At 70.4% G+C, this 14162-nt stretch carries 15 protein-coding genes; 12 read left to right on the plus strand and 3 right to left on the minus strand.

All coding sequences use genetic code 11. The annotated features are described in order from the left end of the window. The first annotated feature begins 104 nt into the window (after window positions 1–104). Together A5771_RS19165 and A5771_RS19170 are read left to right on the plus strand one after the other, a co-directional pair. Window positions 105–1220 (plus strand): SDR family oxidoreductase, encoded by a 1116-nt coding sequence (locus A5771_RS19165; protein WP_064856781.1) that lies wholly within the window; start codon window positions 105–107, stop codon window positions 1218–1220. 2 nt (window positions 1221–1222) lie between these two features. After that, entirely contained in the window at window positions 1223–2245 is a 1023-nt protein-coding gene (locus A5771_RS19170) for a lysophospholipid acyltransferase family protein (RefSeq protein ID WP_064856782.1), read from the plus strand. 5 nt (window positions 2246–2250) lie between these two features. On the opposite strand, the gene A5771_RS19175 is transcribed toward A5771_RS19170, so the two are convergent. From A5771_RS19175 to A5771_RS19185, 3 genes are read right to left on the minus strand one after another with little or no spacing between them, the layout of a single operon-like run. After that, window positions 2251–2778: an FAS1-like dehydratase domain-containing protein gene (locus A5771_RS19175; RefSeq protein WP_064856783.1), complete on the minus strand. Its 528-nt coding sequence runs from the start codon at window positions 2776–2778 to the stop codon at window positions 2251–2253. Between the two features lie 60 nt (window positions 2779–2838). Beyond that, window positions 2839–3732, minus strand: a complete 894-nt coding sequence (locus tag A5771_RS19180) for an HAD family hydrolase (RefSeq protein ID WP_064856784.1) — start codon at window positions 3730–3732, stop codon at window positions 2839–2841. 54 nt (window positions 3733–3786) lie between these two features. Continuing rightward, window positions 3787–4245: a nuclear transport factor 2 family protein gene (locus A5771_RS19185; RefSeq protein ID WP_064856785.1), complete on the minus strand. Its 459-nt coding sequence runs from the start codon at window positions 4243–4245 to the stop codon at window positions 3787–3789. Window positions 4246–4281: 36 nt separating this feature from the next. Here A5771_RS19185 and A5771_RS19190 point away from each other — a divergent pair, with 36 nt between their 5' ends. The 10 genes from A5771_RS19190 to A5771_RS19235 all read left to right on the plus strand — a co-directional run bounded on the left by A5771_RS19190 (window position 4282) and on the right by A5771_RS19235 (window position 14157). Next, window positions 4282–4557 carry a glutaredoxin family protein gene (locus A5771_RS19190; protein ID WP_064856786.1) on the plus strand — a complete coding sequence of 92 codons (276 nt, stop codon included), beginning with the start codon at window positions 4282–4284 and terminating at the stop codon, window positions 4555–4557. Window positions 4558–4620: 63 nt separating this feature from the next. Next, window positions 4621–6000 (plus strand): glutamyl-tRNA reductase, encoded by a 1380-nt coding sequence (locus A5771_RS19195; protein ID WP_064856787.1) that lies wholly within the window; start codon window positions 4621–4623, stop codon window positions 5998–6000. A 5-nt stretch (window positions 6001–6005) separates the two neighbouring features. Further along, window positions 6006–6938: a hydroxymethylbilane synthase gene (gene hemC / locus A5771_RS19200; protein ID WP_064856788.1), complete on the plus strand. Its 933-nt coding sequence runs from the start codon at window positions 6006–6008 to the stop codon at window positions 6936–6938. A 19-nt stretch (window positions 6939–6957) separates the two neighbouring features. Next, window positions 6958–8670, plus strand: a complete 1713-nt coding sequence (locus A5771_RS19205) for a uroporphyrinogen-III synthase (RefSeq protein WP_064856789.1) — start codon at window positions 6958–6960, stop codon at window positions 8668–8670. 4 nt (window positions 8671–8674) lie between these two features. Further along, a complete protein-coding gene (gene hemB / locus A5771_RS19210; RefSeq protein ID WP_064856790.1) occupies window positions 8675–9655 on the plus strand; it encodes a porphobilinogen synthase in 981 nt (326 codons plus the stop codon). Then, entirely contained in the window at window positions 9652–10083 is a 432-nt protein-coding gene (locus tag A5771_RS19215; RefSeq protein ID WP_064856791.1) for a hypothetical protein, read from the plus strand. Before hemB ends, A5771_RS19215 begins: the two co-directional genes overlap by 4 nt. A gap of 44 nt (window positions 10084–10127) precedes the next feature. Continuing rightward, window positions 10128–11132 carry a PHP domain-containing protein gene (locus A5771_RS19220; protein ID WP_064856792.1) on the plus strand — a complete coding sequence of 335 codons (1005 nt, stop codon included), beginning with the start codon at window positions 10128–10130 and terminating at the stop codon, window positions 11130–11132. Window positions 11133–11192: 60 nt separating this feature from the next. Continuing rightward, window positions 11193–11750 (plus strand): hypothetical protein, encoded by a 558-nt coding sequence (locus A5771_RS19225; protein ID WP_064856793.1) that lies wholly within the window; start codon window positions 11193–11195, stop codon window positions 11748–11750. Continuing rightward, the gene (locus A5771_RS19230; RefSeq protein WP_064856794.1) at window positions 11744–12034 is read left to right on the plus strand and encodes a hypothetical protein; all 291 of its coding nucleotides are present in this window, start codon (window positions 11744–11746) and stop codon (window positions 12032–12034) included. Before A5771_RS19225 ends, A5771_RS19230 begins: the two co-directional genes overlap by 7 nt. A 26-nt stretch (window positions 12035–12060) precedes the next feature. Further along, window positions 12061–14157: a heavy metal translocating P-type ATPase gene (locus tag A5771_RS19235; protein ID WP_064856929.1), complete on the plus strand. Its 2097-nt coding sequence runs from the start codon at window positions 12061–12063 to the stop codon at window positions 14155–14157. The last annotated feature ends 5 nt before the right edge of the window (window positions 14158–14162 follow it).

Below are 14162 nucleotides of genomic sequence, written 5' to 3' on the forward strand. Positions count from 1 at the left end.
GCAGAAAACTCGGTAAGTAACTCCGTCTGGCCTGCGCCTCGGCTACGACCGTGCACGGCCGATCGCCGGTACTCCTTTCCTCCAGTGGCCGTTAGGCTTGCGGAGTGGACGAGGCCGGCCCCCCGAGCGACAGCACGCGAAGCGACGTCCGGCACTACCCCAAGGTTGTGCTGGTCACCGGCGCGTGCCGGTTCCTGGGTGGTTATTTGACCGCCAGGCTCACGCAGAACCCCTTGATCAACCGGGTGATCGCGGTCGACGCGGTCATGCCGAGCAAGGACATGCTGCGCCGGATGGGGCGCGCTGAATTCGTCCGCGCCGACATTCGCAATCCCTTTATCGCCAAGGTGATTCGAAACAGTGAGGTCGACACCGTGGTGCACGCTGCCGCGGCGTCCTATGTGCCGCGCTCCGGCGGCGGGGCGGCGCTCAAGGAGCTCAACGTGATGGGCGCCATGCAGTTGTTCGCCGCCTGCCAAAAGGCGCCCTCGGTGCGCCGGGTGGTGCTCAAGTCGACCTCGGAGGTCTACGGGTCCTGCTCGCGTGACCCGGTGCTGTTCACCGAGGACAGCACCAGTTACCGGCCGCCCACCCAGGGCTTTCCGCGCGACAGCATCGACATCGAGGGCTACGCCCGCGGGCTGGGCCGGCGCCGGCCGGACGTCGCGGTCACCATTCTGCGGATGGCCAACATGATCGGCCCGGCCATGGACACCGCGCTGTCGCGCTACCTCGACGGACCGCTGGTTCCGATGGTGCTGGGCCGCGACGCGCGCCTGCAGCTGCTGCACGAGCAGGACGCGCTGGGCGCGCTGGAACGCGCCAGCATGGCCGGCAAGGCGGGCACCTTCAACGTCGGCGCCGACGGCATCATCATGATGTCGCAGGCGATCCGCCGCTCGGGCCGGATTCCGTTGCCGCTGCCCGGTATAGGCCTGTCGGTGCTGGATTCGCTGCGGCGCGCCAACAACTACACCGAGATCAACCGGGAGCAGCTGAACTATCTCAGCTTTGGCCGGGTGATGGATACGACTAGAATGCGAACCGACCTCGGGTACACGACGAAGTGGACTACCGCTGAGGCATTTGACGACTACGTTCGGGGGCGAGGTCTCACTCCGATCATCGACCCCAAATGGGTGGAGTCGATGGAGCGACGCGTGGTGAGCGCGGCGCAACGACTAGGTGACATCGGTATGGACAGGTTGCGGGGAGGTTAACCATGGCTGGTGGTGCAAAAGCCAAAGTCATCCCGCTGCACAAGAACTCGGGCGCCGGGCGGCGGCACCCGTCGACGCTGAGCGGCCCCGCCGAACGCGCCTCGGCCGAGCAGATCGCCGCCGTCGTCCGCGAGATCGATGAGCGCCGTGCTGCGGTGTCCGGCGACCCCGAGCCGACCCCGGGCGAGTTCGGCCGGCGGGTCGCCGCCGTCGTCGCGTTCCTGCGCGAGCGGATCACCGGCGATTACCAGGTCGACGAGTTCGGCTTCGACCCGCACTTCAACGAGGCCGTCGCGCTGCCGCTGCTGCGGCTCGTCTTCAACGAGTGGTTCCGGGTCGAGGTCAGCGGCATCGAGAACCTGCCGGCCGACGGGCCCGCGCTGGTGGTGGCCAACCACGCCGGGGTGCTGCCGATGGACGCGCTGATGCTCTCGGTGGCGGTGCACGATCACCACCCGGCCCACCGCGACCTGCGGATGCTCGGCGCCGACCTGGTATTCGACCTGCCGCTGATCGGCCCGGCCGCCCGCAAGGCCGGCCACACCATGGCCTGCACCGTCGACGCCAACCGGCTGCTGGCGGCCGGCGAGCTGACCGCGGTGTTCCCGGAGGGCTACAAGGGCCTGGGCAAGCGGTTCAAGGACCGCTACAAGCTGCAGCGGTTCGGTCGCGGCGGCTTCGTCTCGGCGGCGCTGCACAACCAGGCGCCGATCGTGCCGTGTTCGATCGTCGGCTCCGAGGAGATCTATCCGATGATCGCCGACGTCAAGCTATTGGCACGGCTGCTCGGTGTGCCCTACTTCCCGATCACCCCGCTGTTCCCGCTGGCCGGGCCTGCTGGTCTGGTGCCGCTGCCGTCGAAGTGGCACATCGCCTTCGGTGAGCCGATCAAGACCACCGACTATGAGCCCGGTGCGGCCGACGACCCGATGGTCACCTTCGAGCTGACCGACCAGGTGCGCGAGACGATTCAGCAGACGCTGTACCGGCTGCTGGCCGGCCGCCGCAACATGTTCCTGGGCTGAGCCGCCTACTTCTTGCCCTGCGCCCGGTCGCGCATCGATGCGATCGCGGCGATCGTGGCCGCCTCGGTGTCGGCGTCCTGGTTGACCGACTCGCCGAGCATGGTGACGACGCTGGTCACCACCGGCTTGCCCTCGGCGTCGGTGACTTCGCTGCGGACCTCGCTGACCACCGTGCCGTGGGACTCGATCACCGAGTCCAGGTAGGTGTCGAAGTACAGCCTGTCCCCGGCCATGATCGGCCGGTGGAAGGTGAACTTCTGGTCGCGGTGCAGCACCCGGGCGATGTTGATCGGGATGTCGAACTTCTCGAAGATCTCCAGCTGGACCTGGCGCCCGGCGACCGCCAGGAACGTCAGTGACGCGACCAGGCCGGTGTACCCGGCCTCGGCCGCGGCGTCCTCGTCGAAGTGGGCGGGGTGGTCATCCTTGACCGAGCGGGCGAACTCCCGGATCTTCTCCCGGCCGACCTCGAAGTAGTCCGGGAACCGGTAGTGCGTCCCGATGATTCCCTGCGACTCGGTGTGTACTGCCATGCCGGTCTACCCCTCCGCTCGCCGTGGTGTTCGGCGGGCGGAAGCTTATCAGCGGTCACGCTAGGCGCGCTCGTTCCGGTGCGCCACAGCCGCAGCCAGGGCCCCGCCGACCGCCCCCAGCGCCAGCGCCGACGGCACGCCGATACGCGCCGCCCGCCGCGCGGTGCGGAAGTCGCGGATCTCCCAGCCCCGGTTGCGCGCCATCTCCCGCAGCGCGGCATCCGGGTTGATCGCGACCGCGGTGCCCACCAGCGACAGCATCGGCACATCGTTGAAGCTGTCGGAATAGGCGGTGCAGCGCCGCAGGTTCAACCCCTCGCGGATGGCCAGCGATCGCACCGCGTGCGCCTTGCCGAGCCCGTGCAGGATCTCGCCGACCAGCCGGCCGGTGAACACCCCGTCGACCGACTCCGCGACGGTGCCCAGCGCCCCGGTCAGCCCGAGCCGCCGGGCGATGGTCGCGGCCAGCTCGTAGGGGGTGGCGGTCACCAGCCACACCTGCTGGCCGGCGTCGAGATGCATCTGGGCCAGCTCGCGGGTGCCGGGCCAGATCTTGTCGGCGATGATCTCGTCGTAGATCTCCTCGCCCAGATCCACCAGCTCCGACACCGGCCGGCCCTCGATGAACGCCAGCGCCTTGCGCCGGCCGGCCGCGACGTCGTCGCTGTTCTCCCGGCCGGTCAGCTGGAACTTGGCCTGCGCGTAGAAGAACCCGACGACGTCGCGGTAGGTGAAGTAGTTGCGCGCGGCCAGCCCCCGGCCGAAATGCACCATCGACGAGCCCTGCACCAGGGTGTTGTCGACGTCGAAGAACGCGGCCGCGGTCAGGTCGACCGGGGCGGGCGTGTCGGCTTCGGGCAGCTCCTCCAGCGCACGGTCGGCGCTGGCGCCGGCGACCAGCACGGGGTCGGCGCCCGCTGCGGAATCCCCGTCGGCCGGGCCCGGTAACGCCATCACCCGACTCCTTCCGCTTCGCATGGGCAGCCGGTTCTCCGGCCGCCGTCAACCCTAATGGGCCCCGCCCCCCAAGACCCCCAGGTGATCGCGCAGATCGCCTGTGAAATCGAGCATCGAGTAGTCCCGGAAACTGAACCGCCAGACGCCGTCGACCCGCTCGAACTCGTCGTGATAGCGGCCGGCGGCGACTACCTGCAGCGGCAGGGCGTCGGTCTGTTGCAGCACGGTGTAGTAGGACCGGCAGGCCGCGGTACCGGCCTCCTCGTCGATGTCGAGGATCGGATTGGTGACCACGTGCTTGGTGCGCGGCGTGCCGTCCGGGTGGATCTTGACCAGCCCCCGCCACAGTTGCAGCAGCCCGGTGCTGTCGAGGACGACGGTGCCGTCGGCGTCGGCCTTGATCCGGGCGTGGGTGAACAGCGCCGCAGCCGACTCCAGGTCACCGGCGTCCATCAGCTCGGCGTAGCGGTACAGCAGATTCGTGATCGAGACCGCACTTCCGCTGGGCATATCGAAAAGATAGCCACCCTGCGCCAGACTGAACTCATGACCCGCCCGCAAGTGCAGCTGCTGACCCGCGACGGATGTCCGGTCTGCATCGAGGTGCACACCCAGCTGGCGCAGCTCGCCGCTGAGCTGGGGTTCGACCTGCACGCAGTCGACGTCGACGCCGCCGCAGCGGGCGGTGACAGCGCCCTGCGAGCGGAATTCGGGGACCGGCTGCCGGTGGTGCTGCTCGACGGACGCGAGCACAGTTACTGGGAGGTCGACGAGCCCAGGTTGCGCGCCGATATCGCCGAATTTGGTGGGCCAGCGCTTTAGCCTCTACCGTGGAGTGAAGTTTGTTCACGGGTGACAGCAAGGAGCGGACCAGGTGATCTTGCCGTGAGCGTCCTGCTCTTCGGGGTATCGCATCGTAGCGCCCCGGTCTCCGTACTCGAGCGGCTCAGCACCGCCGAACCCGATCAGGTCAAGATCGTCGAGCAGGTGCTGGAATCGCCGCTCGTCACCGAGGCGATGATCCTGTCGACCTGCAACCGGGTCGAGGTCTACGCCGTCGTCGAGGCGTTCCACGGCGGGCTCTCGGCGGTCGGGCAGGTGCTGTCCGAACACTCCGGCATGTCGATGACCGACCTGACCAAGTACGCCTACGTCCGCTACAGCGAAGCCGCCGTCGAGCACCTGTTCTCGGTGGCCAGCGGTCTGGACTCGGCGGTCGTCGGCGAACAGCAGGTGCTGGGGCAGGTGCGCCGCGCCTACGCCTCCGCCGAGGCCAACAACACCGTCGGCCGGGTACTGCACGAACTGGCGCAGCGTGCGCTGTCGGTGGGCAAGCGGGTGCACTCCGAAACCGGGATCGATGCCGCCGGCGCGTCGGTCGTGTCGGTCGCGCTGGGGATCGCAAGTAACCAGCTGGGTGACAACGGATTACAGGGGCGCACCGCGGTGGTGATCGGTGCCGGATCGATGGGAGCGCTGTCCGCGGCGCACCTGGTGCGCGCCGGCGTGAAACGCATCCGGGTGGTCAACCGCTCGCTGTCGCGCGCCCAGCGCCTGGCCCGCAAGATCCGCGAATCCGGTGTGGCAGCCGAACCCGTCGCCCTGGACCGGATGACTGCAACCCTGTCCGACGCCGACGTCGCGGTGTGCTGCACCGGGGCGGTGAGCCCGGTGGTGTCGCTGGCCGATGTGCACCACGCGCTGGCCGCCGGTAAGCGGGATGAGGCGACCCAGCCGCTGATGATCTGTGACCTGGGCATGCCCCGCGACGTCGACGCCGCGGTGGCCGGCCTGCCCGGGGTGCAGGTCATCGACATGGAGCGGATCCAGCGCGAGCCGTCGGCGCAGGTCGCCCGCTCCGACGCCGACGCCGCGCACGGCATCGTGGCGCGTGAGGTCGCCACCTACCTGGCCGGTCAGCGGATGGCCGAGGTCACCCCGACCGTGACCGCGCTGCGCCAGCGGGCCGCCGACGTGGTCACCGCCGAGTTGCTGCGGCTGGATCACCGGCTGCCGAATCTGGAGACCGCCCAGCGCGAGGAGGTGGCGCGCACCGTGCGCCGCGTCGTCGACAAGCTGCTGCACGCCCCTACCGTGCGGGTCAAGCAGCTGGCCAGCTCGCCCGGCGGCGACAGCTACGCCGAAGCGCTTCGCGAGCTCTTCGAGCTCGACCCGACCGCCGTGGACGCGGTCGCGACCGCCGGTGAATTGCCAGTGGTGCCCGACGGGATGGACGTCGGCGCCGAAACCGGGTCAGCCGGGTAGACGTTTTGGGTGACGTAATCCGTATCGGTACCCGGGCCAGCGTGCTGGCTACCACTCAGGCCGGGACCGTTCGTGACGCCTTGGTGGCCGCCGGGCACCCCGCGGAGCTGGTCCTGATCAGCACGGCCGGGGACCGTTCGTCGGGTCCGATCGCCGACCTCGGGGTGGGGGTGTTCACCGCCGAGCTGCGGGAGGCCATCGCCGACGGTCGCGTCGACGCCGCGGTGCACTCGCACAAGGACCTGCCCACCGCCACCGATCCCCGGTTCCAGCTGGCCGCGATCCCGGCCCGGGAGGACGCCCGGGACGCGCTGGTGGCGCGCGACGGGCTGGTGCTCGGCGAGCTGCCGGCCGGGGCGGTGCTGGGCACGTCGTCGCCGCGGCGGGCCGCACAGCTTAGAGCATTGGGTCTCGGTTTGGAAATTCGCCCCCTACGAGGCAACCTAGATACCAGGTTGAACAGGGTAAGCAGCGGAGAACTCGACGCCATCGTGGTAGCCCGGGCGGGTCTGGCCCGAGTGGGACGCCTCGATGTGATCACCGAGACGCTGGAGCCGGTGCAGATGTTGCCGGCGCCGGCTCAAGGTGCGCTGGCGATCGAGTGTCGTGCCGGCGACACCGCACTGGCGGCAGTGCTGGCGGAGTTGGACGACACCGACACCCGCGTCGCGGTCACTGCCGAGCGTGCCCTGCTCGCCGAACTGGAGGCGGGTTGTTCCGCACCGGTCGGCGCGATCGCTGAGGTGGTCGAGTCGATCGATGAGGACGGCAGGGTCTTCGAAGAGCTGTCGCTGCGCGGTTGCGTGGCGGCGCTGGATGGATCCGACGTGATCCGTGCATCCGGCATCGGCAGCCCCGAGGCGGCCCGAGAACTGGGGATCTCGGTGGCCACGGAGCTGTTCGAGTTGGGTGCACGTGAGCTGATGTCGGACGCGTGAAGTGACTGGGAGTGGGAAAATGGCTCGCCATCTGAGCGTGCGAGGGCAAAAGCCCAAGCCGGGCCGCATCGTGTTCGTCGGCTCGGGTCCGGGTGACCCGGGCCTGTTGACGGCGCGAGCGCGCACGGCGCTGACGAACGCCGCGCTGGTGTTCGTCGACCCCGACGTGCCCGAGGCGGTGCTCGGGCTGGTCGGTACCGACCTGCCGCCGATCGCCGGGCCGGTTCTGCCGGACCCCAAGGCGGACAAGACCGACGACGCCGACGGCACCGACGGCTCTGAGGCCGACTCGGACAAGGCGGCCGCCGCGACCGTTCCGGGCGGGCCCGACATCCGCCCGGCGCTGGGCGAGCCGGCCGAGGTGGCCAAGATCCTGACCGCCGAGGCACGTTCGGGCGCCGACGTGGTGCGCCTGGTGGCCGGCGACCCGCTGTCGGTCGACGCGGTCATCACCGAGGTCAACGCGGTGGCCCGTACCAACGTGGTATTCGAGATCGTGCCGGGCCTGCCGGCCACCAGCGCGGTGCCGACCTACGCCGGCCTGCCGCTGGGCTCGTCGCACACCGTGGCCGACGTCCGCGACCCGCAGGTGGATTGGGCGGCGCTGGCCGCCGCCCCGGGCCCGCTGATCCTGCAGGCCACCACCTCGCATCTGCCCGAGGCGGCCCGCACCCTGATCGAGTACGGCCTCGCCGACGCCACGCCGTGCGTGGTCACCACGTCGGGCACCACGTGTGCGCAGCGTTCGATCGAGTCCACCCTGGCCGGGCTGACCGAACCGGCGGCGCTGGCCGGGATCGACCCGGTCGTGCTGCCCAATGGTCAGGAGACCACCGCCGGCACGCTGGTGGTGACCATCGGCAAGACGGTCAACAACCGGTCCAAGCTGAACTGGTGGGAGAGCCGCGCCCTGTACGGCTGGACGGTGCTGGTGCCGCGCACCAAGGACCAGGCCGGCGAGATGAGCGATCGGCTGGTCTCCCACGGCGCCCTGCCGGTCGAGGTGCCCACCATCGCCGTGGAGCCGCCGCGCAGCCCGGCCCAGATGGAAAGGGCCGTCAAGGGTTTGGTGGACGGCCGCTACCAGTGGGTGGTGTTCACCTCGACCAACGCGGTGCGCGCGGTGTGGGAGAAGTTCGGCGAATTCGGTCTGGACGCTCGCGCGTTCTCCGGCGTCAAGATCGCCTGCGTCGGCGAAGCCACCGCCGAGCGGGTCCGGGCGTTCGGGATCAGTCCTGAGCTGGTGCCGGCCGGGGAGCAGTCCTCGCTGGGCCTACTGGATGAATTCCCGCCCTACGACGACGTTTTCGACCCGGTCAACCGGGTGTTGCTGCCGCGCGCCGACATCGCCACCGAGACGCTGGCCGAGGGGCTGCGCGAGCGGGGCTGGGAGATCGAGGACGTCACCGCCTACCGCACCGTGCGGGCCGCCCCGCCGCCGGCGACCATTCGGGAGATGATCAAGACCGGCGGGTTCGACGCGGTGTGCTTTACCTCGAGCTCCACGGTGCGCAACCTGGTCGGAATCGCCGGTAAGCCGCACGCGAGGACCATCGTGGCCTGCATCGGCCCCAAGACCGCCGAGACGGCAGCCGAATTCGGGCTGCGGGTCGACGTGCAGCCCGAGACGGCCGCGGTGGGTCCACTGGTCGACGCGCTGGCCGAGCACGCAGCCCGGCTGCGGGCCGAGGGTGCGCTGCCGCCGCCGCGGAAGAAGAGCCGGAGGCGCTAGCCGCATGGCTTTTCCCCGGCAGCGTCCGCGTCGGCTGCGGTCCACGCCGGCGATGCGCCGCCTGGTGGCCCAAACCTCGCTGGAGCCGCGGCATTTGGTGCTGCCGATGTTCGTCGCCGACGGCATCGACGAGCCCAGGCCCATCCCTTCCATGCCCGGTGTCTACCAGCACACCCGCGACTCGCTGCGCACCGCGGCGGTTGACGCGGTGGCCGCCGGGGTGGGCGGGCTGATGCTGTTCGGCGTTCCGGCGGAGGCGGACAAGGACTGCGCAGGGTCGGCGGGCACCGACCCGGACGGGATCCTCAACACCGCGCTGCGCGATCTGGCCGCCGAACTCGGTGACGCCACCGTGCTGATGGCCGACACCTGCCTGGACGAATTCACCGACCACGGCCACTGCGGAGTGCTCGATGACCGGGGCCGGGTCGATAACGACACCACCCTGAAACGTTACGTGGAACTCGCTGTGGCGCAAGCGGATTCCGGTGCCCATGTGGTGAGCCCCAGCGGCATGATGGACGGCCAGGTCGCCACCATTCGCGACGGGCTGGACGCCGCCGGGCACAGCGACACGGTGATCCTGGCGTACGCGGCGAAGTTCGCGTCGGCGTTCTACGGCCCGTTCCGCGACGCCGTCGCCTCCAGCCTGGAGGGGGACCGCCGCACCTATCAGCAGGAGCCCGGCAACGCCCGCGAGGCACTGCGTGAGGTCACCCTGGATCTCGCCGAGGGCGCCGACATCGTGATGGTCAAGCCCGCCATGGGATACCTGGACGTGATCGCGGCCGCGGCCGCGATCTCACCGGTTCCGGTCGCCGCCTACCAGGTCTCCGGCGAGTACGCGATGATCGCGGCGGCGGCCGCCAACGGCTGGATCGACCGACGGGCGGCGGCACTTGAGTCGCTGGTCGGCATCCGGCGCGCCGGGGCCGACATCGTGCTGAGCTACTGGGCGGCCCAAGCGGCCGGCTGGCTGCAGTGACGGACCCGGACGTCGGGTCGCAGCCACCGGCGGCGACCCGGCCCACCGACGTCGACACCGGGTTCTGGCTGTGGCTGGCCGCCCTGCCGCTGATGACGACGGGGTATGTGGTGAGTCTGCTGGCCGCGCCGGAGATCGCCGACCTGCCGGTGACCTATCCGATCGTCGGGCTGACCGCACTGGTGCTGGTCGTGGTGGTGGCGACCTTCCTGATGCTGATGCGCTCCGGGTACCGCTGGGCCCGCACCTTGCTGACCGGCGGGGGGATCGGCTCGGTGGTGTACGCGGTGAACGGGCTGTCGCACGCCGATGCCCGGCCGGCGGTCGCAATCACCCTGGCCGTCACCGGCATCGTCGGATCGGTGCTGATCGCCGCGGGAACCTTCCTGCTGCATCGCAAGGACGCTCAGCAGTACTTCATCCGTTAGTCGGATCAGCCGGTGGCGCCCGTCACCGACGGCAGACTGGGTTGATGGACCCGGTGGAGGCACTGCGCCAGATCGCGTTCTACAAGGACCGGGCCCGCGAGGACCCGCGTCGGGTGATGGCCTACCGCCGCGCCGCCGACGTCATCGCGGCCCTGGACGACGACGAGCGGCGCCGCCATGGCCTGGCCGAGAGCTGGCAGTCCCTGCCGGGCATCGGGCCGAAGACCGCCGCGGTGATCGCGCAGGCCTGGGCCGGTGCTGAGCCCGACACCCTGGCGCGGTTGCGCGACGAGGCGGCGGATCTGGGTGGTGGGGTGCTGCGCGCGGCGTTGCGCGGGGACCTGCATCTGCATTCGGACTGGTCGGACGGCTCGGCCCCGATCGAGGAGATGATGAGCACCGCGGTGGCGTTGGGGCATGACTACTGCGCGCTGACCGATCATTCCCCGCGGCTGTCCATCGCCAACGGGCTCTCACCGCAGCGGCTACGCCACCAACTCGAGGTGATCGACGGGCTGCGGGAGCAGTTTGCGCCGCTGCGGATCCTGACCGGCATCGAGGTCGACATCCTCGACGACGGCAGCCTGGATCAGGAACCGGAGTTACTGGAGCGACTCGACATCGTGGTGGCCAGCGTGCACTCCAAGCTGGCGATGGAGCCGGGCGCGATGACGCGGCGGATGGTGCGCGCGGTCTGTAATCCGCGGGTCAACGTGCTCGGGCACTGCACCGGGCGGCTGGTGACCGGTGGGCGCGGCCGGCGGCCGGAGTCGCAGTTCGACGCTGAGGCGGTGTTCACCGCCTGCCGCGAGCACCACACCGCGGTGGAGATCAACTGCCGCCCGGAACGACGGGACCCGCCAACCCGATTGCTGCATCTGGCGCACGAGTTGGGGTGTGTGTTCAGCATCGACACCGACGCACACGCTCCCGGCCAGCTCGACTTCCTCGGCTTCGGCGCCCAGCGCGCGCTCGACGCCGAGATTGCCGCCGAGCGGATCGTCAACACCTGGCCGGTCGAGGAGCTGCTGGCCTGGGCGACGGCCTGAGAGCCTTGGTGAAAGAACCACCGTTTTTCGGGTAGCGGCGCCACGTTAGGCTGACCCGACATGTCTAACTCCGAGCTGTCCGCGCAGCCCGCACCGCTGTTCTTCGAGAGCGGTGCCAGCTGGTGGTGGGTGCTGTTCGGGCCGGTCGCGGCGAGCCTGCTGGTGGCGATCCAGAACTCCGGCGGCTACGGAATCCAGCCGTTGTTGCCCGCGCTGCTGGCGGCGCTGGTCTCGGCCATGCTCGCCATCCAGGTGAAGGCGGCGCGCATCCACACCTCGGTCGAGTTGTCCGCAACCACGCTGCGGCAGGGCACCGAAACGCTGCGGATCGCCGACATCGTGATGATCTACCCCGAGGCCAAGCGGCCCACCGGCTGGGGCAAGCAGCAACCGGAGAAATGGCAGGAAGCCCGGGCGCTGGGCGAACTGAGCGGGGTGCCGCGCCGCCGGGTGGGCATCGGGCTGCGGCTGACCGGGCGGCGCACGGTGCAGGCCTGGGCGCGTGATCACCGCACGTTGCGGGCGCTGCTGAGCGAGCTGGTGCCCCAGGCGGTCCCGCCCGGCGACCTCACCGCGCCGGCGGAGCTCGACGAAGATACCGAAGAAACCTCATGGTGAGAGCCCCGATCGTGCGAGGGGTCGTCGAGCTGATCCTGGCCGGGGCCGCAGCGGCGGGCTGCGCGGCGAGCTGGCTGAATGTTCGCTACCTGGTGCTGGTCGCGCCGGTGACCGACGGTGAACCGGCCACCCTCTCGGTGGCCTACCACCCCCGGATGGTGCTGCTGGCGCTGTTGTTGGCGACGGCCGCCGGCGTGCTGGCGGTCGTCGGTATCGCTCGGCTGCGCAGGGCTCGTCGCCGTCCCGGGGCTATATACCCCGCGGGGGTATCATCGGCGGGGTGATCGTTACCGACCTCGAACTGCGGGGAATGACCTGCGCCTCCTGTGCGGCGCGGGTGGAGCGCGGCCTGAACGCGCTCGACGGAGTGCAGGCCACGGTGAACCTGGCGGTCGAACGCGCCCACGTCGAACACGACGTGAGCGTGTCGGCCGAAGAGCTGGTGCTCGCGGTGGAATCGGCCGGCTACCAGGCCGCGGTGATCGGGGCGGCGCACGAGCACCCGGCTGAGCATGCGGACATCCCGGCTGGGCAACTACGCCCCCGGCTGATCGGGTCGGCGCTGCTCGCGCTGCCGGTGGTGGCCCTGTCGATGGTGATGGCCTGGCAGTTCAGCGGCTGGGGCTGGCTGGCGCTCGCGCTGACCACGCCGATCGTGGTGTGGGGCGGCTACCCGTTCCACCGCGCCGCTGCGCGCACGGCGGCCCACGGCGCCGCCACCATGGACACCCTGGTGTCGCTGGGCACGCTGGCGGCCTACCTGTGGTCGGTGGTCGCGGTCCTCACCGGCTCGGGCCACCTGTATTTCGAGGTGGCGGCGGTGGTCACCGTCTTCCTGCTGACCGGCCGCTACGCCGAGGCGCACGCCAAACGCTCGGCGGGTGCCGCGCTGCGCGAGCTACTGGAACTGGGCGCCAAGGACGCCGCGGTCATGCGCCGCGGCGACGACGGCCTCAAGGAGACCCGGGTGCCGATCGCCGAGCTGCGGGTGGGCGACGTCGTCGTGGTCCGGCCGGGTGAGCGGGTCGCCACCGACGGCGTCGTCGTCGACGGCGCCACCGCGCTGGACATCTCGGCGATGACCGGCGAGTCGCTGCCGGTCGACGTCACCGAGGGCGATGCGGTGCTGGGCGGCTCGCTCAACACCACCGGGCTGGTGCTGGTGCGCGCCACCAAGGTGGGCGCCGACACCCAGCTGGCCCGGATGGCCAAGCTGGTCACCGACGCCCAGGCCGGCAAGGCGTCGATCCAGCGGCTGGCCGACCGGGTGTCGGCGGTGTTCGTGCCCGCGGTGCTGGTGATCGCCGCGCTCACCCTGGCCGGCTGGCTTTTGGCCGGGCAATCCGCGGCGGCGGCGTTCACCGCGGCGGTCGCGGTGCTGATCATCGCGTGTCCGTGCGCGCTGGGGCTGGCCACGCCGACCGCCATCCTGGTCGGCACCGGCCGCGGCGCGCAGCTGGGCATCCTGATCAAGAACCCGCAGGTGCTCGAAGCCGTCAAGGACATCGACACCGTCGTGCTGGACAAGACCGGCACGGTCACCACCGGCGTGATGGCCGTCGCCGGCCTTGCGGTCAGCCGCGGCGAGGACCCCGACACCGTGCTGGCGCGCGCCGCGGCCGTTGAATCGGGGTCCGAGCACCCGATCGCCGCGGCCATCGTCGCCGGGGCGAAAGCGGCCGGGCTGACGATCGCACCGGTGACCGAGTTCGCCAGCCGGCCCGGCCACGGGGTGAGCGGGCTGGTCGACGGGGTGCGGGTTGAGATCGCCCGCTCGGCCGCCGCGCACCAGACCGGGACCGCCGTCGAGGTGTCCTGGGACGGCCGGGAACGCGGGACGATCACCCTGACCGACACGGTGCGGCCCAGCAGCGCCGCGGCGGTGGCCGAACTCAAGGCCATGGGCATCACCCCGGTGCTGCTCACCGGCGACGGCGCGACGGTGGCGCGCAAGGTGGCCGGCGAGGTGGGAATCGACCCGGCCAACGTCATCTCCGACGTGCTGCCCGTGGACAAGGCCGACGCCGTCAAGACCCTGCAGGCCGCCGGCCGTCGGGTGGCGATGGTCGGCGACGGCGTCAACGACTCGGTGGCGCTGGCGACCGCCGACATCGGCATGGCGATGGGCACCGGCACCGACGCCGCCATCGAGGCCGGTGACCTGACCCTGGTGCGCGGTGACCTTTTAACGGTTCCGGCCGCGCTGCGGCTCTCTGGGCGTACGCTCCGCATCATCCGGCAGAACCTCGTCTGGGCGTTCGGTTACAACGTCGCCGCGATTCCGCTGGCGGCGGCGGGACTGCTCAACCCGATGATTGCTGGCGCGGCGATGGCCGCTTCTTCGGTTCTGGTGGTGACGAACAGCCTGCGACTGCGGGCGTTCTCGGCCGAGCGAAGGAGTGATTAGGTGAG

It is taken from the genome of Mycolicibacter sinensis (genome assembly GCF_001667375.1).
Lineage (GTDB): Bacteria > Actinomycetota > Actinomycetes > Mycobacteriales > Mycobacteriaceae > Mycobacterium > Mycobacterium sinense_A.

Coding starts and splice junctions, on each gene's coding strand:
- A5771_RS19175 (WP_064856783.1), bottom strand. CDS start 2,778: ATGGCAGTACACACCGAGTCGCAGGGAATCATCGGGACGCACTACCGG.
- hemB (WP_064856790.1), top strand. CDS start 8,675: ATGGCTTTTCCCCGGCAGCGTCCGCGTCGGCTGCGGTCCACGCCGGCG.
- A5771_RS19185 (WP_064856785.1), bottom strand. CDS start 4,245: ATGCCCAGCGGAAGTGCGGTCTCGATCACGAATCTGCTGTACCGCTAC.
- A5771_RS19180 (WP_064856784.1), bottom strand. CDS start 3,732: ATGGCGTTACCGGGCCCGGCCGACGGGGATTCCGCAGCGGGCGCCGAC.
- A5771_RS19235 (WP_064856929.1), top strand. CDS start 12,061: ATGACCTGCGCCTCCTGTGCGGCGCGGGTGGAGCGCGGCCTGAACGCG.
- A5771_RS19205 (WP_064856789.1), top strand. CDS start 6,958: ATGGCTCGCCATCTGAGCGTGCGAGGGCAAAAGCCCAAGCCGGGCCGC.
- A5771_RS19225 (WP_064856793.1), top strand. CDS start 11,193: ATGTCTAACTCCGAGCTGTCCGCGCAGCCCGCACCGCTGTTCTTCGAG.
- A5771_RS19170 (WP_064856782.1), top strand. CDS start 1,223: ATGGCTGGTGGTGCAAAAGCCAAAGTCATCCCGCTGCACAAGAACTCG.
- A5771_RS19190 (WP_064856786.1), top strand. CDS start 4,282: ATGACCCGCCCGCAAGTGCAGCTGCTGACCCGCGACGGATGTCCGGTC.
- A5771_RS19220 (WP_064856792.1), top strand. CDS start 10,128: ATGGACCCGGTGGAGGCACTGCGCCAGATCGCGTTCTACAAGGACCGG.
- A5771_RS19230 (WP_064856794.1), top strand. CDS start 11,744: ATGGTGAGAGCCCCGATCGTGCGAGGGGTCGTCGAGCTGATCCTGGCC.